Annotated in this window: 15 protein-coding genes; 3 read left to right on the forward strand and 12 right to left on the reverse strand. The window is 47.6% G+C overall.

Annotated elements, in window-relative coordinates; genetic code table 11:
• Positions 1 to 45: 45 nt before the first annotated feature.
• The 6 genes from BMZ72_RS34480 to allB are packed head-to-tail and all read right to left on the reverse strand — an operon-like array spanning position 46 to position 5,709.
• A complete protein-coding gene (locus BMZ72_RS34480) occupies positions 46 to 1,479 on the reverse strand; it encodes a DUF6986 family protein (protein ID WP_089815804.1) in 1,434 nt (477 codons plus the stop codon).
• A 14-nt stretch (positions 1,480 to 1,493) separates the two neighbouring features.
• Positions 1,494 to 1,832, reverse strand: a complete 339-nt coding sequence (gene uraH, locus BMZ72_RS34485; protein WP_089815806.1) for a hydroxyisourate hydrolase — start codon at positions 1,830 to 1,832, stop codon at positions 1,494 to 1,496.
• Positions 1,829 to 2,335 carry a 2-oxo-4-hydroxy-4-carboxy-5-ureidoimidazoline decarboxylase gene (gene uraD / locus BMZ72_RS34490; RefSeq protein WP_089815808.1) on the reverse strand — a complete coding sequence of 169 codons (507 nt, stop codon included), beginning with the start codon at positions 2,333 to 2,335 and terminating at the stop codon, positions 1,829 to 1,831. Before uraD ends, uraH begins: the two co-directional genes overlap by 4 nt.
• A 13-nt stretch (positions 2,336 to 2,348) precedes the next feature.
• Positions 2,349 to 3,095 (reverse strand): (S)-ureidoglycine aminohydrolase, encoded by a 747-nt coding sequence (gene allE, locus BMZ72_RS34495; RefSeq protein ID WP_089815810.1) that lies wholly within the window; start codon positions 3,093 to 3,095, stop codon positions 2,349 to 2,351.
• 1 nt (position 3,096) lies between these two features.
• Positions 3,097 to 4,347, reverse strand: coding sequence for an allantoate amidohydrolase (locus BMZ72_RS34500; RefSeq protein WP_089815813.1), 1,251 nt, complete (start codon positions 4,345 to 4,347; stop codon positions 3,097 to 3,099).
• 15 nt (positions 4,348 to 4,362) lie between these two features.
• Positions 4,363 to 5,709, reverse strand: coding sequence for an allantoinase AllB (allB, locus tag BMZ72_RS34505; protein ID WP_089815816.1), 1,347 nt, complete (start codon positions 5,707 to 5,709; stop codon positions 4,363 to 4,365).
• A 78-nt stretch (positions 5,710 to 5,787) separates the two neighbouring features.
• Between allB and pucL the strand changes: the two genes are divergently transcribed.
• Positions 5,788 to 6,633 (forward strand): factor-independent urate hydroxylase, encoded by an 846-nt coding sequence (gene pucL / locus BMZ72_RS34510; RefSeq protein WP_089815819.1) that lies wholly within the window; start codon positions 5,788 to 5,790, stop codon positions 6,631 to 6,633.
• Here pucL and BMZ72_RS34515 read toward each other — a convergent pair.
• The 3 genes from BMZ72_RS34515 to BMZ72_RS34525 are packed head-to-tail and all read right to left on the reverse strand — an operon-like array spanning position 6,578 to position 11,291.
• The gene (locus tag BMZ72_RS34515) at positions 6,578 to 7,597 is read right to left on the reverse strand and encodes an XdhC family protein (RefSeq protein WP_089815821.1); all 1,020 of its coding nucleotides are present in this window, start codon (positions 7,595 to 7,597) and stop codon (positions 6,578 to 6,580) included. The two genes, pucL and BMZ72_RS34515, sit on opposite strands and share 56 nt — an antisense overlap.
• Positions 7,560 to 9,869 carry a xanthine dehydrogenase molybdopterin binding subunit gene (locus BMZ72_RS34520; RefSeq protein WP_089815823.1) on the reverse strand — a complete coding sequence of 770 codons (2,310 nt, stop codon included), beginning with the start codon at positions 9,867 to 9,869 and terminating at the stop codon, positions 7,560 to 7,562. The genes BMZ72_RS34515 and BMZ72_RS34520 overlap by 38 nt, the downstream gene beginning before the upstream one ends.
• A gap of 6 nt (positions 9,870 to 9,875) precedes the next feature.
• Entirely contained in the window at positions 9,876 to 11,291 is a 1,416-nt protein-coding gene (locus BMZ72_RS34525; RefSeq protein WP_177223025.1) for an FAD binding domain-containing protein, read from the reverse strand.
• A gap of 132 nt (positions 11,292 to 11,423) precedes the next feature.
• Between BMZ72_RS34525 and BMZ72_RS34530 the strand changes: the two genes are divergently transcribed.
• Positions 11,424 to 11,744: an ArsR/SmtB family transcription factor gene (locus BMZ72_RS34530; protein WP_089815825.1), complete on the forward strand. Its 321-nt coding sequence runs from the start codon at positions 11,424 to 11,426 to the stop codon at positions 11,742 to 11,744.
• 209 nt (positions 11,745 to 11,953) lie between these two features.
• Here the strand turns inward: BMZ72_RS34530 and BMZ72_RS34535 are convergent, their stop codons facing one another.
• The 3 genes from BMZ72_RS34535 to BMZ72_RS34545 all read right to left on the reverse strand — a co-directional run bounded on the left by BMZ72_RS34535 (position 11,954) and on the right by BMZ72_RS34545 (position 14,456).
• A complete protein-coding gene (locus tag BMZ72_RS34535) occupies positions 11,954 to 12,604 on the reverse strand; it encodes an HD domain-containing protein (protein WP_089815827.1) in 651 nt (216 codons plus the stop codon).
• Positions 12,605 to 12,670: 66 nt separating this feature from the next.
• A complete protein-coding gene (locus BMZ72_RS34540; RefSeq protein WP_177223026.1) occupies positions 12,671 to 13,528 on the reverse strand; it encodes an AraC family transcriptional regulator in 858 nt (285 codons plus the stop codon).
• Positions 13,529 to 13,970: 442 nt separating this feature from the next.
• Positions 13,971 to 14,456: a GNAT family N-acetyltransferase gene (locus BMZ72_RS34545; protein ID WP_089815831.1), complete on the reverse strand. Its 486-nt coding sequence runs from the start codon at positions 14,454 to 14,456 to the stop codon at positions 13,971 to 13,973.
• A 172-nt stretch (positions 14,457 to 14,628) separates the two neighbouring features.
• On the opposite strand from BMZ72_RS34545, the gene BMZ72_RS34550 reads away from it, so the two are divergent.
• Positions 14,629 to 15,180 carry an RNA polymerase sigma-70 factor gene (locus tag BMZ72_RS34550; protein WP_177223027.1) on the forward strand — a complete coding sequence of 184 codons (552 nt, stop codon included), beginning with the start codon at positions 14,629 to 14,631 and terminating at the stop codon, positions 15,178 to 15,180.
• The last annotated feature ends 8 nt before the right edge of the window (positions 15,181 to 15,188 follow it).

The raw sequence follows: 15,188 nt of genomic DNA on the forward strand, positions 1-15,188 counted from the left end.
TGTACAATTGCCGCGCCAGTCCTGGCAGCGTCAGCGGTATACCGGTCAGTGCTGTTTTCTTCTGCCTTCGAGTATCCGGTAGAAAGAACGGCTCCTGACTTCTTCCAGTGTCAGTCCGGTAGCCAGTACTTCTTCTTCAGTGATCGCTCCGCAATTGATCGCTTTCAGAAAGAAGTTCAGCAGTCCCTGTCCGGTAGCAGCATCATCAAAAATGTCTTTCGTCAACGTGGATATCGCCGCACGTTCCACAAATGTCTTCAACCGGAATAGCGCATCTTCATAGTTGCTCAGAAAGAACAGATAGGTAGCTGCATATCGCATCGGTAGTTGTGCCGGATTCAGGTCCCATCCCTGGTAAAATCCATTGATCAGTGAATGCTGGCTGTGACCATAACCTGTGCGCCAGGCGTGGTGTACGCTTTCTGCATTTTCCTGTAACTGTGCAAGACTCAGCTGTTCACCTTTATAAGGTGCAACAGGGATCACATTGGTGGCTCCATCCGAAAGAAAGATCCCCGTACCACCCAATGCGACTTTCGTCATATGATGTGCAAAGTCGCAGACAGGATGTGCCATGGTCTGATATTTTGCGGTAATCCCACAGGAGGCGGTATAATCATAGGTGCCAAAATGGGCAGCAATGCAACGTCCCTCGCTGGCGCGGATAATGCGCATCAGCGGATTTCTGCCTTCATCGTCCATAATGATCTGTGTAGCTTCTACCATGGTTTCCATCTTCAATGCGCCTGCCGGCAATCCGTGGGCCTTTTCCAGTATTTCGAAGAGTCTGACCAGTGTGGTGGCCTGTTCGGGGATAGTCACCTTTGGCAGCATCACCACAAAGTTTGCTGGTAATACTCCTTTCGTCTCCTGCAGGAGCGTTGTGAGGAACAGATCCAGGGTCCTTACGCTACGATATTTGAGGTCTTCTGTAAACGGTTTGATCCGTATACCGATAAAGGGGGAGATCGTCTTTTGCTGCATCCCCAATGCGAGTTCTTTTGCTGCTGTAACAGCGGTAGCATCTTCTTCTGCATCCGGACGATTCCCAAAACCATCTTCGAAATCGATACGGAAGTCTTCCACGGCTTCTGTGGATAACTTACGTACGATCTTATTATAGACAGTATAATACAACCAGGCAGGTTCCTGCTTACGGTCTTTTTCTGATAGCTGTTCCAGTCTTTGCTGTAACAATGCAATGTCTGCCGTTTTATGGGGCAGTTGCTGATATCCTTCCAGCTGCAATGCTTTGGCCAGTGTCACAAAGTCGGGTGCATACGTCTGGAGGTGTTTTAAGGCAATCTCTCCCATACGGGTGCAGGTATCGGCTTTAAAGAGATTGGCGCCCCCATAGACGGTATGTACGGGTTGTCTGTCAGGTTTATCGCCGGGGTAGATCTGCTGGAATCTGAGATTTGCTTTTTGCAGTTCCCGGAGCAGTTGCTCTTTTTCATTTTCAGCTATAGCCAGTTGCATAGTCAGGGGGTGTTTTAGGTACCACGGTAGGTGGAGTAACCAAATGGATTTAACAAAAGGGGAACATGGTAATGCTGTGCATCGCGGATAAAGAAAACAACTTCTACGAAAGGGTAGAAGCTGTTGACGCCACGGGTGTCGAACCAGGCTTGTGTTGCAAACCTGAGTTTATATACACCGGCAGGCAATATTTCTTCATTGTGCAGCAGATCGGTCACCCTGCCATCCTGATTGGTATGACCGGAAGCGATGGCCGTCCAGTCTTCTTCCTGTTGCCGGAAAAGATGAACGGCCACGCCCTGTGCAGGAATGCCTGCGGAAGTATCCAGTATGTGAGTGGTGATCTGGCTCATGCGCTCAGCAGCTTTTTTAGTCTGATAGCGGTGATCTTTTCCTGTTCACCCATTGCGATCTTTATCTCTTCTCTTTCGTCATTTTTCAGCCGCTCAGTCAGGAGTGATAACATTTCAGGCGCCGATTTACCGGTGGCGCATACGATGAAGATGTAGCCGAATTTATCCTCATACAGTTTATTCCCTTTTGCAAAGGCCTGTAATATTACGGTAGAGGCATCTACCGTACCCGATTGTTCTCCGGCTGCCCATTGTCCTGTAGCTGCAAATTTGTGTTGCAGGGAGTGCAGGTCGCCGATCTTCGGGTGATGGTCAAACGCTTCTTTCCAGTCGCTTTCTGTACAGGATTGCCAGTTACGGGCTGCGGCTGCCAGCAGACTGTCTTCATCTTTTACAGGAAATTCATTGGTCATTTTCTGAATCCATGCGGTAGCGCCACAACATTTACCGAGCGCTTCATTCAATTGTTCTGGTGGTAGTGCATTAAGTGCTGTCAAAGTCATTGGGTGGAATTTATTATAGAGTAGTGGGGAACCTGTTTACATTCTTGTAGTAGATGTAAACGGCAGGTTCTTTTCCCATAGCAGTAAACCATTGCTGGCAATAAGGCGCCATCCAGATAGCGTCGCCTTTTTTAACCGGATACCATTCGTGGTCCAGCATATAGATACCCTGTCCCTGGAGGTAGAGCAGTCCGTGTTCCATGATATGGGTCTCTACGAAAGGCAGATGTCCGCCGGGATCGTAGGTGAAGATATTCACTGCCATATCAAAAGAAAGGTTTTCCGGTAACAACACCTGTAAGCGCAGGGCAGGATCGCCCAGGAAGGCTGGACCGTCTACATTTTCGGCATTGCCGAAGATAAACGGCGGACGGTCATATCCTTTGAGCGGTTCGTATACTTTGTGAAAAGTAACGATCTGTGTGCCTGATGTGAATTCATCCAGGTGGTAAGAGTGTCCGGCAGGTACATATACAAAATGTCCGCCGAGCAGTGTCTTATCCTGCTCATCCACCTTTGCGGTGCATTGGCCGGAGATGACATAAAAAAAGATCTGTGCTGATTCCGTATTGCCGGAAATAACAGTGCCTATTTCTGCGGTGATCAATGTCTGTCCGAGGCGTGCGCCCATCTGCTCATTGATGAGCACATTCACGCGGCAATTGGTCCATCCGGGTACTACACTGTTGACATGTCCATCCTGACTTATCAATGCATGGCTACGTGTTACTACTGATCTCGTCAATGCTGATATTTTCATATTACCGCTTTTTATAGACCTCTGTGAGGCGATGAATAAAATGATCGGATACTTTGATGGCAGCGGCAATGTCGGGTACTTCCACATTTTCCAGTGGCTGGTGACTGATGCCTTTGTAACACCTGACAAACAGCATGCATACGGGTGCTACTGTTGCAATGGTTACGGCGTCATGTCCTGCGCCACTATGCAGGTTCTTCAGGTCATATCCTGCTGCCGTAACGGCCTGTGCGAGCAGATGGCTTAAAGCTGTATCACACTCCACAGGTTTATGTTTTTGTATAAGGTCCCAGTCAGCGGTCAACCGTCTTTCATGACAGATCTGTGAGGCAATATCTTTCAATGACCTTCTGGCTTTTTTGAGGATATTACCATCACTGCTTCTCAGGTCCAGTGTACAGGTCACTTCTCCCGGGATCACATTACTGGCCTGGTCTGCAATATGCAGGGTACCTATTGTGGCCAGCAATGCCTCTTTCTGGGTGGATGCATAGTGTTCTGCTGCCAGTATGAATTCAGCTGTTGCACATAAGGCGTCATGCCGCATCTCCATCGGTACGGTTCCTGCGTGACCAGATACGCCATTGAACTTTACACGGATGCGTTGTTGTCCGGCAATACTCTGTACAACCGCTACCGGCAGTTTCTCTTCATACAATACCGGCCCCTGTTCAATATGTATTTCATAATAACCGAGCCATTCTTCAGCGGGAATTGCATCATCGGCTAATAAGGCCGGGTCTCCGCCAATGGTTCTGATCGCATCGCGGAGCGTGATACCGTCGCTGTCTGTTTTATTCAGCAGCTCAATATCAAAAGAACCGGCTACGGTTGTGCTGCCCAGATAGGCGGTATGAAAACGTACGCCTTCTTCGTCACTGAAAGCGATCAGTTCTATGTTAAAGGGTAAGTGTATATTTTCCTGTTGCAGATAATGGATCAGGTCTATGCCCATGATGACGCCCAGCGGACCGTCAAAGCGGCCGGCATTTCTTACAGTATCGATATGGGAGGCGATCACCAGTGTGCGTGCACCGGGCTCCTGGCTGTTCCATCTGCCTCTGACATTACCGATATTGTCTATTCTGGCTGTCAATCCTGCTTCCTGCATCCATGACAGTACCTTACTGCAACCGCTGATAAACGCGGGAGAGCCAAATGTGCGGGTGATACAGGTTGTGTCCTCGCTGATACCTGCCAGTTCATGAACCCTGGCAAGGATACTGTTTGCGCGGTGCAGGTAGTTTTCCATACGGCAGTATTTATTCTATACGTTCGATTGTCTGAAAATGTTTTTCCCCTGATGGGTATGGGGGAAATTTCCCTGATCGAATACCTTTACTCCTTTCAGGTACGTCTGCTCTACTACACCAAATAATCTTTCATTCAGGTAAGGCGTCAGTTTGTGTTTATGGTACAGATCTTCCGCATTGACCGTAAATGATTTTTCCGGGTCCCAGACAACCAGGTCAGCATCATATCCTTCAGCGATCTTTCCTTTTTTATGCTGGAGTCCTGTCAGTATAGCGGGATTTTCACAGAGCCAGCGGGCTATCTGTGGAATGGTAATGCCCCTGTCTTTTCCCGCTGTCCATAATGCAGGCAATGCGAGTTGAAGGGAAGCAATACCTCCCCATGCCTGGGTAAAATCGCCTGTTTCCAGCTGTTTTAGTTCCGGTGGACATGGAGAGTGATCTGTCGCGACAAAATCAATAATACCGGCTTTTAGGGCATCCCACAGCTGGGCGTTATTCTCCCGCTCCCGGATCGGCGGAGCGCATTTAAAACTGGTATTACCATCCGGGATCTCTTCTGCGTTAAAATAGAGATAGTGCTGGGCCGTTTCAACGGTGAGCGGCAGACCTTTCTGCCTGGCAATCGTGATCGTTTCTATGGCTGCCGCAGCAGAGAGGTGTACGATATGTACCTGGCACTGATATAATTCGCAGAAATGAATCATCAGTGCAATGGCAGCCTGTTCCCATAAAGGTGGACGGGAAGCCATGTACTGGCGGTAAGAACGCTTATTGTCCTGTAAGGGGTATTGCAGATCGGGCATCAGTTCACAATGTACCAGCAGGGGCAGCTGATGTCTGGCAATGATCGGCATGGCCATTTCCAGATCGGCTGCTGTAACATTGGGGAAATCCTCAATACCGGAGTGGGTGAGGAAGGCTTTAAAACCCGTAACGCCTTTATGTACGAGTCCTTCGATTTCGTGTGTATTCCCTGGTATAATGCCGCCCCAGTAACCACAGTTGCAATGTAACTGTGGTGTGGCTGCCTGTATTTTTTCTTCAAATGCCTTTACGCTGGTGGTGACAGGAGACGCATTCAGCGGCATGTCAATCAGGGTGGTGACACCTCCTGCCACGGCAGCCTTTGTGGCTGTTTCGAAGCCTTCCCAGTCTGTTCTGCCGGGTTCGTTGATATGTACATGGGGATCGATAATACCCGGCATCAGGATGCTGTTGCCAATGTCGACAATGGTAACAGCATTTTCAGGCAGCGTCTCACTCACTGAGTAGATAGAACCATCTTTCACTACTACCACCGCAGGTCTTAAACCATCAGGTGTGAGTATATTATTTCCTTTTATAATGAGGTCAGACATATATGGGGGCTTCTAAGTAAAAATAGGCAATTAATTCTTTATATTAGGGTATGTGACCACCAAATAAAATGCCTCAAAATGAAAATCAGACTCGGAGAAAACTGCTATGGAAAAAACGCGGTACAGCTGTCAAAAATTATACGTCATCCCGCTTATCATGAATTCAGACAAATAACAGTGAACATATCGCTGAAAGGCGATTTTGAGGAGGCGCATACATTGGGTGATAATGCAAAGATATTGCCAACAGATACACAGAAAAATACCGTGTATGCGCTGGCGAAGGACCATTTCAAAACATCCATAGAAGACTTTGCCCTGCATCTGGCGCATCACTTTGTTACCACTCAGCCACAGGTAACGGAGGCGACCGTTGAAATAGCAGAACATGCATATCATCGCCTCTTACTGGATGGTACAGAACATCCGCATGCGTACATCAGCGGTGGTCAGGAAAAACACACCACGCTGGTCAGAAAGGATGCGGCCAGTATCAGCGTCAGTTCAGGTATCAGTGAGCTGCTGATCCTGAAGACCACTGACTCTGCCTTCGAAAAGTATATCAAAGACCAGTATACTACCCTGAAAGAAACCAGTGACCGGATACTGGCCACCAAATGTACCGTGAGCTGGGTGTATGATAAATTACCGGCCGATTACAGCCAGCAGTTCGATAGTATCCGGGAGGTGTTATTACGCACGTTTGCCGGACATAAAAGCCTGTCTGTGCAGCAGACGCTGTTCGCCATGGGCAAAGCTGTACTGGAGGCGCATGCAGGTGTAAAAGAGATCTCTCTGGAGATGCCTAATAAACATCATATTCCATTCAACCTGGAACAATTCAATATCCCGCATGAAAACGAAATATTTATTGCGACGGATGAGCCTTATGGTCTGATTGCGGCAACGGTGGTGCGGGAGTAGCCAGGTGTCTGACCTGTATGATCTGTGCGGCAATACTGACAGCTATCTCTTCCGGTGTCTGACTGCCGATGTCTATGCCGACAGGTGCATGCAGTCTGCTTAAGCTCTTTTCATCGACACCTTCTGCCCGGTAAGTCTCCAGCATTTTGTCAATTTTAGCGGCACTGCCAAGGACGCCGCAATAGGTAAAGGATTTGTGCATTAAAGCACGGAGGACAATATCATCTGTACGATACCCAACCGTCATGATCACTACATAGCGGTGTGCTCCGTCGGGGATCATTATTTTCAGCTGACTATAATCACGTACGATGGTCTTTTCGTGGGCTGTATTGTTTTCGAGCAGGGTGTGTACCTGCGGACGATCCTCAAATACATGCACGTAAAAATCCAGCTTGCGCATCAGTTCTGAGAGCGCCAGTGAACAATGACCACCACCGATAATATACAGGTAATCCCTGTAGCCGATCTTTTCCTGGTAGTACCAGTCCAGTTCTGACTGCATATGAAACACCTGATCAGGTTTACCTTTTATGTCGGTATTGAACTGCAGGCCTAAGGGTGACAGGTGCAGGATACCCTGATGATGTTGTGTGAGACAGGCAATGATCTTATTGACAGGCGTAATACTTTCCGGTGTCAGTTTATACAGTAGTATCTTCTGATCGCCTGAGCAGATCATACCGCTCTGGTTTTTGGGAACAGTTTTATCGTGATACTGCTCATGAATAGAGTAGGAGGTAGCAAAATGGCCCAGTTGTTCTTTGGCCATTTCTGCAAATTTATGCTCCATGATCCCGCCGCCGATGGAACCTGCCATTTCTCCCGACTGATTCACGGCCATAAAGAAGCCTCTTCTGCCAGGGCTGCTGCCATTACTTTCCAGTACATAGAGGAGCATAACGGGAATGTTCTGCCGCAGGCTTTTACTGATCAATTCCCAGGTGACTAACTGTTTCTGCATGTTGTTGATTCTTTTCCGGATTGGTTTTAGAATATAAGGCCAACAGCACTTTTTCAGGTGTCATAGGAGTGATAAACGGGATATCAGCATTCGGATGGAATGCCTGTATGGCATTGTGCAGGGCAAACCAGGCGCCGATACCATACATCAGTGGTGGTTCTCCGACCGCTTTTGACCGGAATATGGCGAGGTTATCCCTGTTGGTCTGCAAAGCAGCTATATCAATTGTTTTCGGTACGGAATAGATATCAGGCACTTTGTAGGTAGATAATGCATTAGACCGTAGTTTACCTTCTTTATCGTATACCACTTCTTCCATGGTCATCCAGCCGATGCCCTGTACAATACCTCCTTCTATCTGTCCGCGGTCAATGTCTGTATTCATACTGTTGCCAAAGTCGTGTACGACTTTTACGGTGTCCATGGTATAAGTACCCCGCAGACAATCCACCGTTGCTTCAAGGATGGCTGTACCATACACATGATAGGCAAAAGGATGTCCTTTCTCTTTTACTGCGTCATAGTGAATTTCCGGTGTAGCGTAATGCCCGTGTTCAGACAGGCTGATACGTCTTGCAAAGGCGGTAGTGATCAGTTCCTGCCAGTCCCAGTGAGAAGGCAGTTCATTTACAAATACCTGTCCGTTGGACAATGTGATCTGATCTGTACTTACCTGAAAGGCTTCCGCAGCCAGTCTTTTCAACCTGTCCAGTATAGTGGTACAGGCAATAAGTGTGGCCTTCCCATTCAGATCGGCGGTGGCACTGGCGGCAGAAGGGGAGGTATTGGCGATGGTATAGGTACTGGTATGATTGAGTTTGATCTTTTCCGGCGGAATAGAAAAGGTTTGTGCGGCTACCTGTAATATTTTAGTATTGACACCTTGTCCCATTTCAACAGCGCCGGTACTGATACCGACACTACCGTCGGAATAAACATGTACGAGTGAGCGCGCATTGTTCATCATAGTATTGGTAAAGGAAATACCAAAACAGATGGGCATAAATGCCAGTCCTTTTTTGAATAGTTTGTTGTCGGCATTGAACTGCTGTATCCTTCTCTGCTGATCGATAACATCATACAGTTTTTCTGCTTTCTCCCAGCAATTCAGTGCTTCACTTTCAGCTGTTTGTCCGTAGGGAAATTCCTGCCCTGTACGGATCAGGTTTCTTTTCTGAATGATCGCTGCGTCTACTTTCAACACGCGTGCTGCTTTGGCGATAGCGGCTTCTATCACAAACATGCCCTGTGGACCACCGAAACCTCTGAAGGCGGTATTCGGTGGCAGGTGTGTTCTGCAGCTCCAGGCTGTTGCTTTTACGTTGGGAATATAGTAGGCGTTGGTACAGTGAAATAATGTTCTGGCCAGTACTGCGGGAGAAAGGTCGGCAGCAGCACCGGCATTCTGAAAGAAGGACGCTTCATAAGCGAGAATCTGCAGGTCTCTATTGAGGCCTATTTTAAAGTCCGCCGCATATGGATGCCGTTTCCCGGTCATGGCCATATCTTCCATACGGTGCAGGGCATATTTAACAGGTTTCTTCAGCAACCAGGCTGCCAGTGAGCAGAGGGCTGCCCAGGTATTGGCCTGGTCTTCCTTGCCACCAAATCCGCCACCGAGTCGGGTTACAATGACTTCGAAACGATGCATAGGCGCTCCGATGATACCGGATACGGCGCGTTGTACCGCTGTCGGACCTTGTGTGGAAGAATAGATCCGCAGACTGTTATTCTCCTGCGGAACGGCGTATGCACCCTGGGTTTCGATGTAGAGATGTTCCTGTCCGTTGATATCGGCAGTACCGTCTATGACATACGCGCATTGTGACCAGGTATTGTCAGTATCTCCCAGCTGGAAGGTGCGCGGTGGTATGATGAGTTCACCTTTTGCCTGTGCTTCCCGCGGATCGGTTATCACTGGCAGCGGATCTGTTTTTACCCGGATCTTTCTGACAGCAGCGCGTGCCGCTTCTCTGGTACGCGCTACGACGAAGGCAACCGGCATGCCACAGAAGTGTACATGTTTATCTGCCAGTAAAGGTTCGTCTTTGATGATGCCGCCTATCTCGTTGTGTCCCGGGATATCAGCAGCTGTAAAGATGCGTACCACACCGGGCATCTGTAGGGCTTCCTCCAGTATCAATTCCCTGATCACGCCATGTGCACAGGGGGAACCATATGCGGCTCCGAATAATGTACCGTTCAATACGGGCACATCGTCCAGGTACACAGAAGTACCGCTGACATGGGTGTTGGAATCAATATTCTTCATACAGCACTATAATAACAGTTCCACCTGGAGGGTGGGAAACAGGGTGATGAAATGTGCTTTTATCAGTTGTTCGAGTAATAGTCTTTTATATGCTGCTGTACCCCTTGTATCGCTGATAGGGGTGATTTCCAGTTGCGCAATAGCACAGGCCTGTCTGATCATTGCCGTACCCGGTGCTTTCCCTTTCAGGAAGGCGGCGGTATCTGTGAGCAGGAGTGGTACCGGACCAACACCGCCAGCGGAGATCCGTATATCGCTGATCAGATTTGCGTTCATCGTGATACTGATGGCGCTGTTGACACTGGCGATATCCAGGTGCGTGCGCTTACTGACCTTTTCGAAATGGAAGCCGGTGCTGTCTCCCGGTAATTCGAACCAGCAGCGGGTGATATATTCTTCGGGGGTCTTGTTCAGCTGTTTATATCCTTTATAGAAATCGCGCAGCGGTAATGTTCTTACATGTTGTCCATCGCTCAGTTCCAGGGTGGTATCCAGTGCCAGAAAGAAGATGGTCATATCTCCGATAGGGGAGGCATTGACAAAGTTCCCGGCGATGGTCGCCATGTTCCTGATAGGTGTGGAAGATACCAGTTTGAGGTAATTACCAAGTGCCGGAAACCAGGTGCGCATAACAGCCGATTCCAGGATGTCACTTACGGTGACGGAAGCGCCTAATACACAATGGTTGTCTTCTCTGGTAATACCTTTGAGTAATTCCTGTGCAAGGAGGAAGCGGATGGGCTGTTCCTGTATGGTTTCTGGTTGTTGTACATACAGGTCAGTACCTCCACCGACAAATCTGGGATGACTGTCGGGAGGAGGATTTAATTCACCGTTTAAGGACATAATAAGGCTCTTTAAGCGCTCTTTTATGCCTGCGAAGTATTCAGGGAGTATTTGTTGTCCGGTGGCAAATAAGGCCGGTTCTTCGCCATTTCTGCCAGTCAGTAGTCCGGCCACTGTGCCGGCTGCTCTTTCGATGGACTTATAACCTGTACATCTGCAGATATTCCCATCAATTGCTGCAATGGCATTTTCGGTATCAGGGGTTTTCCTGTCGAGACAGAAACCTGCCAGCGACATGACAAATCCCGGTGTACAGAAACCGCACTGTGTGGCGCAGTTATCAGCCATTGCCTGCTGTATGGGATTGAGTGCCGGCAACATATTGACACCTTCTATGGTGACAATATGTTTGCCGTGGGCATTACCCAGCGGCGTCAGACAGGAAGTCCACGCGCGATATACCAATACGCCCTGTTTCAGCTCTCCCGCGAGTATGGTGCAGGCGCCGCAATCACCTTCATTGCAACCGGTTTTTGTACCGGTCAGGTGCTGATGATATCTGATGAAATCCAGCAGCGGCATACCAGGGGGCAGGGTGGTACCAACATCTTCATTATTAAGGATAAACTTCAGCAAGGGTTACAAAGGTGCTTTCTCTGAAGTTAACGAAAATTTTCCATGTCCGGAAGAGGCATTTAGCGATGGAAACAAGCCTTGCTTTCCGTAATTTTGTAACCAAACGGTTGCTTAAAATCAGCTGTTCACACCATGAGAAGGGATGTTTTTCAGGCTATAGCAGATCCTACCCGGAGAGAGATCATCAATTTACTGGCGCATCAGACCCTCAATCTGAATGCGATCGCAGATAGGTTTGATATCAGCAGACCCGCTGTATCCAAACATATCAGGATATTGACCGAATGCGGATTACTGATGATCACGCAGCAGGGCAGGGAGCGGTATTGCCGTGCCGATCCACAGAAATTACAGGAGGTGTCGGAATGGACGGCGCAGTTTAGGTCGTTTTGGGAGCATCGTCTGGATGCGTTGGGGGAGTTTTTAGAGAAAGGGACGCAGGAGGAGAAGTAATTGAGAGAAATTAAGAATTAAAAATTAAGAATTAAGAGTTGAAATGCAGCGGGTCGTTGTGTGGATGTTGTAATTCTTCTATGATTTTTTTTAAGTAAAAGTCAACGATAAAAGAGAATGGCGCTTCATCAATGAAGCGCCATTCTCTTTTGATATAGATTTAAGGTATTTGATAAGCAACTATACAATGCCTGATCTTTAACTGTGTTTTATTCACTCCATGCTGAGTGCAGAATGCAATCACAGAAGTTCTTGCGCTCGAAATTAGGAATCATAAATGCACACACGTCTGCTTTGATATTCCCAAAGGTTGTATCTGTTTTATGTTTGAAGCCCTCGAAGAAGGCAGGGATGATCTTTTTCTTGAAGTCGGTTCTTGGGAATGCTTTAATGATCGCGTCCCTGTTTTCTGTGCTCAGGTGTTCATATCCTTCGCCCATTACATCCAGCCCTACACCTGAATACATCAGTGCTACTTCCGGTTCTTTATATTCGGCAATACCGATCGTAGTATGCAGGGCAATGGTGTCCCAGACACGCTGTAATGACTGTTCCGGATAGCCATGACTTTTCAGAAAATCTCTTGCTGCGTTGGCGCCATCTACTTCGAAGCGTTTATCCGCACTGCTGTAATGTGGTACCAGTCCGAGGTCGTGAAATATGGAACTGATATACAGTAATTCCGTATCGTGTTTTATGTTGTTGCGTTTTGCATTCAGGGAAGAAAAGAGGAATACCCTGAGCGAGTGGTTATAGAGAAATTCTGTACCATGTTCCAGCAGCAACTCTGTGGCCTGCTTCGCTACCTGACTGTCCGGAATGTCGACTCCTGCTAATTTTGATAATCTGGTTACTGGCATAATTTTTAAATTTATACCACAAAATTACCTGGAAAGGGAGGCGGAGTAAATGCTAAAATCACCGATTCAGATACCAATTTTTACAAACTGGGATCTGTATTCCACAGGAGAAATATGTGTTTCTTTTTTGAAGAAGTTGCTGAACTGATAAGGGGTGGCAAAATTGAGTATGTAAGAGATCTCTTTTACCGGTTTTGTGGAAAACTGTAACATACGTTTGGCTTCTGCAACGAGTTGTCCGTTGATGATATCTTTTGCGTTTCTGCCACCGCAGCGTTTGCAGAGGTCCGCCAGTTGCCGGTAACTGATCCCCAGTTTGCCGGCGTAATCATTCACTTCATGTGTATTCCGGTATTCCCTGCTGACCAGTTCTACATACTGGCGGTATACCTTGTTTTCGGTGGTGCTGTGTCCTGCGTGCAGCAGACTATTGATATTGGCTACTTTGATCATGATGATCTTAAGATAGGCGGCCAGTGCATCGCCTTTATTCACATAATCAGGACTGTTGAACTCTTCCAGTGTGGTGGCAAGCAGGCTGTCGATAGCCAGTTCGTCTGCTGCGTTTAACTGCATCTGCTGGTGACCTGAAGGATCGTTGTATAATACCGCTTTACAGTTAGCCGCGCTGGCTGGTGCTTTCTCCCAGAAACAGTCTCCGAAGCGCAGTACATATCCGCTGATATGACTATCGTCGCTTACTGCGTAGATCTGTCCCCTGGCGATAATAAAAAGGCTATGGGGGGCAATAGCATGGGCTTTTCCATCAATGGTGATGGTACCGTGACCATCCTGCACAAATATCAGTTCGTTGAAGGAGATGCGTCGGAGGAAGTCATTTTCAAAGAGACGTCCGTCCATGGCGGTGATTGAAAAGGAGTCCTTCAGCGCAGGGTTGATATCTATGTTTAATATGTTAGCCATATGCATGCCATAAAGTTAAATAAATATCCATAGCAGGGATATCTAAAGAATTGATGCATTTATAGATAATGTGGTAAAAAAGACCTCCACGGTGAGGTGGAGGTCTGTCCTCTCACGTGGAAATTAAGCAAATCGTGTTTTTTATCAGGATATGGATATGGTTCCGTTTGTGTCTTTTATTGGTTTAGTATCGGTTGTTCGTTTTGATGAAGAGCAAGGTGGGAATTTTCGGCGGACTATAAAATCCCCGAAAGTGGGGAGGCGGAAGTAGTTCTTCGCTTAAATCAGGGTTAATGCATTGGTTGTTAAGTGGATATGTGTTTGTTCTCCGCTTTAGAGCGTAGATACTCCGCTACTACGCCGTTATCTCTCCGCTGCTGAGCGAAGGGGTAACGGCGTAGTAGCGGAGTAATGGTGGTATAATCGAAGGAATTAATGCAAATCAGAGTGGTTTCAGCATCCAGACGGTGCAGGCGAAGTGACCGGAATTGCCCAGTGGCTTGTCCAGGTACTGGAAACCGGCTTTTTCATAAATGCTGATCGCTTTGGTAAAGTCTGGGAACGATTCCAGGTAGATCTCTTTGTAGCCTAATTCTCTGGCGCCTTCGAAGGTCTGTTCCATGAGTGTTCTGCCTAATCCTTTTCCCCTGGCAGCACTGCTCAGGTAGTATTTGACTAATTCTACGCATCCATCAGGTAAGCCGGCGGTAGGGAATAATCCGCAGCCACCCAGGATAATGCCGTCCTCTTCCGCTATATAATAGGCGCTACCGGGCGCCTGGAAAAGGTCGGACAGGTGATCAGTTTCCGGGTCAGAATAAACGGTGCCGGTTTTTGGTACGGTATCAAATTCGTCGAACGTGTTACGGATGATCGCTGCTAATGCGGCGTTATCAGCCGGGCTGATGTTTCTTATAGTTACTGGCATGGCGTATACTGTTCAGGGAATGATTGAACAGGATGCAAAAATAACCTAATCAGCGGGTTAGCGGAGGGACAAACTGTGCCATTATAAAAAATAAAATATTTTCTGTCTGCATAAGGGTATTGATCTGCTGGCGTGTCTTCTATATAACCGGTCATGCTTAAAGCTGTACACATTGAATAAACTGATCAACCCACAAAGTGCAAAGGATATTTACAGGCAGTGCTTTCAAGATAATTTTGAACGCCTGCACCGTTATGCCTTTACACTGTTACAGGATAATGAGGAAGCCAGAGACGTTGTGCAGCAGGCTTTTATCAAACTCTGGCAGAAGCGGGACGAGATCAACCTGGAACTGGCGGGCAGGGCCTACCTGTATACGACAGTACAGCGACAGTGTATTAACATTTTCAGGCATAATAAGGTCAGGCGGCATTATAAAGACGCAATCCTGGCTACGCATCAGGAAGAGTATACTGATCATCAGCTGGAAAACCGGGAGCTCAGTAACAGGATCAGTGCTGCCATGGACGCTTTACCGCCGAAATGCAGGGAGATATTCCGTAAGAGTCGTTTTGAGGAGAAGAAATACGCAGAGATTGCCGCAGCACTAAATATATCAGTCAAAACAGTGGAGGTACAGATGGGCAAGGCCCTGAAGATCATGCGGGAACAGCTGGCTGATATCATCACAATATCCATTATTCTCATTGCATATTTCAAATAGCGCTTCAT

Source organism: Chitinophaga sp. YR627, assembly GCF_900114995.1.
Taxonomy (GTDB): domain Bacteria; phylum Bacteroidota; class Bacteroidia; order Chitinophagales; family Chitinophagaceae; genus Chitinophaga.